Below are 2,886 nucleotides of genomic sequence, written 5' to 3' on the forward strand. Positions count from 1 at the left end.
CAGCCTACAAAACAAAAAACAAATCTCAAAACCAAAGAACCGTGGGGCGCACGGTCTTAAAGCTCAGTTAATGTCCTCATAGAGGAGTCACTGAGAAGCCCACACTCACCTGAAAGGGAGTGTGTGGAGTACGTCACTAATGCCACAGTACGATTTATATCACAATCAAGTTAAAAATGCTCTAACCAAAGATGGATGGGTAATTACCGATGACCCCTTTATACTAGAATACAAAGGCTTGCGTTTATATGCTGATTTAGGAGCAGAAAAATTATTTGCTGCCCAGAAGATGCAGCAAAAGATTGTAATTGAAATAAAAGTTTTTAATTAATAGCCCTTCTTTAATTACAGAATTAGAAAAAACATTAGGACAATATAATATTTATGTTAGTTTAATTAAAAGAATCAATCCCGAACGTAAATTATATTTAGCAATTCCTGAAGCTGCTTATCAAGACTTTTTTCTTAAACCCGCTATTCAAGATATTTTAAGTGATCAACAGCAGATTAATTACATTATTTTTGATCCGATTCAGGAGGTAATTTTACAATGGATAAGTTAAATAAATACAGAGAAATTATAGTTAGTGTTGTCAAAAAACACGCTCAATATAAACCTAGTCATGGAAAAATTGAGGCTTTATGTATTTGTGATCAAGAATCTGATAATTATTTGTTAATGGATACGGGTTGGGATAGAACAGGTAGAGTTCATGCAGTGGTGTTTCATTTGCGAATTATTGATGGGAAAATCTGCATTGAATGGGATGGTACAGAAAGGGGGATAACTGGGGAATTATTGGAATCAGGAGTAGGAAAGGATGATATTATTTTAGGGTTTATTCGTCCTGAATATCGGCAGTTTAGTGATTTTTCTGTGGCTTAAAACAAACTGTGAAATAAAATCAGAAGTTTTGGGAGAAATTATGACAAATACTTATTCACAAATTCTTGAGGAGTTAAACATTCAAATTCTTTTGTTTCTTTGACTAAACAACGAATTAGTTTATAATTAGCAGAAACAAAACACTGAGTTTCACCCTTACTAGCAGTTAAATAAACCCCAATATCTTCACGAGGAATTAATCCTAACTCTTCTATTTTTAGCCATTCCTCAGAAGTGAAATTAACATAAATAACTTTTAACTGCTGCCAAATTCGAGCAACAATTTGACTACCCCAATCTTTATTATATAAACGCTTAGATACTCGTAAAATTTGATCTAATAATTCTTCTGAAACGATAATTTCTACAGAAGAAGGTTGTAAAAAACCAACTAATTCTAATATTTTTCTTTCATAACTATTCTCATTAGCCACACCAATAATATAAATAAATATTAGTATCTAAAAATAGACGTTGAGGGATATCATAACTCATTGTCATGCTGTGCTTTTAATAAATGTTCTTCAGCCATTTCTCTTTTTACATCTTGAATTAAATCAATAATTTGTTCATGGGAATTATATCCTGTATTATCCAAGGACTCTTTTACCTGCGCTGCTAATATTTCTAGAGGAATTAATGTTTGTTCCTGAAAGTTTTCTTGGAGATTTTTGGTAACAGCTTGTGTTAAAATTAGTTTTAACTCAGTCTCTAGAGTCCGTCCATGTTGTTCTGCTTGATATCTGAGATTTTCGACGAGGTTGGGTTCTAAGTTATCTAGAATTATTTTCATATTTCATACATAGCTTGGGATTAGTTTATATTATAGCATTTTTCAGGGTTATATATCAGGGTTTATTCGTCCTGAATATCGGCAATTTGCAAATTTTTCTGTAGCTTAGAACACAGCCATTACTACGGTGCGTCAGATGTCAAAAATCAGTTCATCTGCAAATTTCACGGTTTATCTGCAAATGCCATACCGCAATTGGGACAATGAATATCAAAGCTACTCCAAACAGATGTTTTATGATAGTCCCAATAATAGCCATGTTTAAATAGTTGTGTATGACACTTCCAGCAATAGTTTATGTGTGTTTGATGTCGACAAGTTCTACAGTCTGCTGTGTATTTTTTTGCCCCTTGTTTTGGGTGAAGATTTACGCTGGTACTACCACAATTCAAACAAAATAAGTCATTAGTAGGTTTTGGATCTATTGTATTTCCAGTTTTTGCATTTTTATTACTTTCTAAAAGATACTCAAAAGCCATTCCAATTAATTTTTTTAGGTTATCTGTAAAATTTGGTTTGTGGATAATATATCCATATTTGTGAAATGGAAATGTAGGTTCAAATATGATTCCTTCGGTGAGCTAGGCACATCACCCTCTTGAACAAGAGCGATCGCTTTAAATCCACAAGATACAGATTAGGAGAAAGTTAATAAACAAATTCCTAACACCATAATTGCACTACCGAAAAACCTTGTTTTGATGTTTTTTTCCTTAAATATCAGATAACCGAATCCTACACCCATCAATAGGCTAGTTTGTCTGACAGCAACAGAATTAGCTGCTACGGTTAACCCTACAGCAGTTACATGACACCACATATCTACTGCTTTCAAACTTCCCAATAAAACCAATTTAGAGAAATTTGTTCTTAGTTGAAGAACCCAATTGGGCGAGAAAACCAAAACTATCGGTAACATCATCAATGCTGTACAAAAATACAAAGCAGCCGAAAATACCAAAGGAGACGAATTTTTAGCTCCTATTTTGTCAAGGGATGTTGTTAATGCCCAGAGTGCTGCTACTATAATCATTAACCGCGATGATTGGGTATTGATTATAGATAATAACCCACATTCCGCACCCCAAACTGTCACAGATCAAAAAAGCCCTTAAAGTAGTACATAATAACTAAAGTCAATTCAAAAATTAAGATGCTTAATGAGAATAAATAGCATTAAAAGCGAAATGGTGTGATAAAGTGAAAC

6 protein-coding genes are annotated in these 2,886 nt (G+C 33.3%); 3 read left to right on the top strand and 3 right to left on the bottom strand.

The window, feature by feature from the left end:
- The first annotated feature begins 139 nt into the window (after positions 1 to 139).
- The 3 genes from PN471_RS07470 to PN471_RS07480 are packed head-to-tail and all read left to right on the top strand — an operon-like array spanning position 140 to position 886.
- Entirely contained in the window at positions 140 to 331 is a 192-nt protein-coding gene (locus PN471_RS07470) for an element excision factor XisH family protein (protein WP_271776304.1), read from the top strand.
- 49 nt (positions 332 to 380) lie between these two features.
- Complete coding sequence (locus PN471_RS07475) at positions 381 to 563, top strand: element excision factor XisH family protein (RefSeq protein WP_271776309.1); 183 nt, start codon at positions 381 to 383, stop codon at positions 561 to 563.
- Positions 551 to 886: a XisI protein gene (locus PN471_RS07480; RefSeq protein WP_271776305.1), complete on the top strand. Its 336-nt coding sequence runs from the start codon at positions 551 to 553 to the stop codon at positions 884 to 886. The genes PN471_RS07475 and PN471_RS07480 overlap by 13 nt, the downstream gene beginning before the upstream one ends.
- A gap of 38 nt (positions 887 to 924) precedes the next feature.
- On the opposite strand, the gene PN471_RS07485 is transcribed toward PN471_RS07480, so the two are convergent.
- From PN471_RS07485 to PN471_RS07495, 3 genes are all read right to left on the bottom strand, one after another.
- Complete coding sequence (locus PN471_RS07485; RefSeq protein WP_271776306.1) at positions 925 to 1,320, bottom strand: hypothetical protein; 396 nt, start codon at positions 1,318 to 1,320, stop codon at positions 925 to 927.
- 50 nt (positions 1,321 to 1,370) lie between these two features.
- Positions 1,371 to 1,679 (bottom strand): FitA-like ribbon-helix-helix domain-containing protein, encoded by a 309-nt coding sequence (locus PN471_RS07490; protein WP_271776307.1) that lies wholly within the window; start codon positions 1,677 to 1,679, stop codon positions 1,371 to 1,373.
- A 637-nt stretch (positions 1,680 to 2,316) separates the two neighbouring features.
- Positions 2,317 to 2,712, bottom strand: coding sequence for an EamA family transporter (locus PN471_RS07495; protein ID WP_271776308.1), 396 nt, complete (start codon positions 2,710 to 2,712; stop codon positions 2,317 to 2,319).
- Positions 2,713 to 2,886 lie beyond the last annotated feature (174 nt).

The sequence above is a fragment of the Aphanizomenon sp. CS-733/32 genome (assembly GCF_028330045.1).
Classification (GTDB): Bacteria; Cyanobacteriota; Cyanobacteriia; order Cyanobacteriales; family Nostocaceae; genus Dolichospermum; species Dolichospermum gracile.